Annotated in this window: 1 protein-coding gene; it reads right to left on the bottom strand. The window is 42.4% G+C overall.

Annotated features, from left to right (window positions below):
• Positions 1–93: 93 nt before the first annotated feature.
• A partial coding sequence (locus tag A3766_RS30095; protein WP_068641529.1) for a hypothetical protein occupies positions 94–944 on the bottom strand: 851 nt, incomplete at its 5' end.

Below are 944 nucleotides of genomic sequence, written 5' to 3'. Positions count from 1 at the left end.
TGTGAATACAAGGCTAATCGCTCCAAACGTTTGCCAATTAATGTTAAAACCTTTGTCTTTCCATCCTGAGGGTAATGTCTCGTCAATCATCTACTACCACCTATAGGCGAGCTGAAAAAGAACTGCTGTCCAGTATGGATCCTGCTCGTCTGAAATCGAGTTATCACGACTAAACAACCTCGAGTAACCCTCAATATAATGAATCTCAGCGCGAAGAAGCCAGTTCTCATCAGGTCTAAATGCCAGACCAAAATTAGCATCGTCAAATGAGCTCTTTGGGTCTGACGAGCCCCTCAGCTTTGTTTGTTCATAGCGAGCATACATTTCCCAGAATTCATCAAAACGATAAACACTCTGCAAGTAATAAGCTTCTTCATAAAAATCATTAACAGCCTCGCTTGCCAGTGCCGGAATATTAGTCTGGAATTTATGGCGCAAATACTCAAACGTGACAGACCATTGGAATTGGTTGTATTCAAGTGATGTCACGATATTTTCGGAGTAAAATGACGCGTCAGGTTCAACAATCATAAGCAAAGGGTCGTCACCTGCAGGAAACTCAACTGATACTTCGTATTCTGGTTTGAAGTACGTTATGGAGGCACGCCAACCATCAAACTCTTCTCCATATATTATTTTGGCTAACAGGCTACGATCTCCTTTGAGTTTGCTTGGAGAAAGTTGTGAGGCCTCTTCCAACTCATCTTTATCAGCAACAGGCTGGCTCAAGAAAAGTTGAAATGCTAAAGGCTCACCAGATAGGTCATAAGAACCAAAGAATTCCACACCATCAGCGGAATAAAAGGAGTTACGAGTCATGTCAAAATAAACGGCTTGCGGCATCACCACACCCGTTCGGGTATGGGGAATATCCCGAGTCTCATTATAAAAACCATAAGAAGAACGTATTCTCCCTAAACGAAGACCCAAAGAACGATCAAAAC

It is taken from the genome of Oleiphilus sp. HI0132 (assembly GCF_001635845.1).
This window is presented reverse-complemented; position numbering and strand designations above follow the sequence as displayed.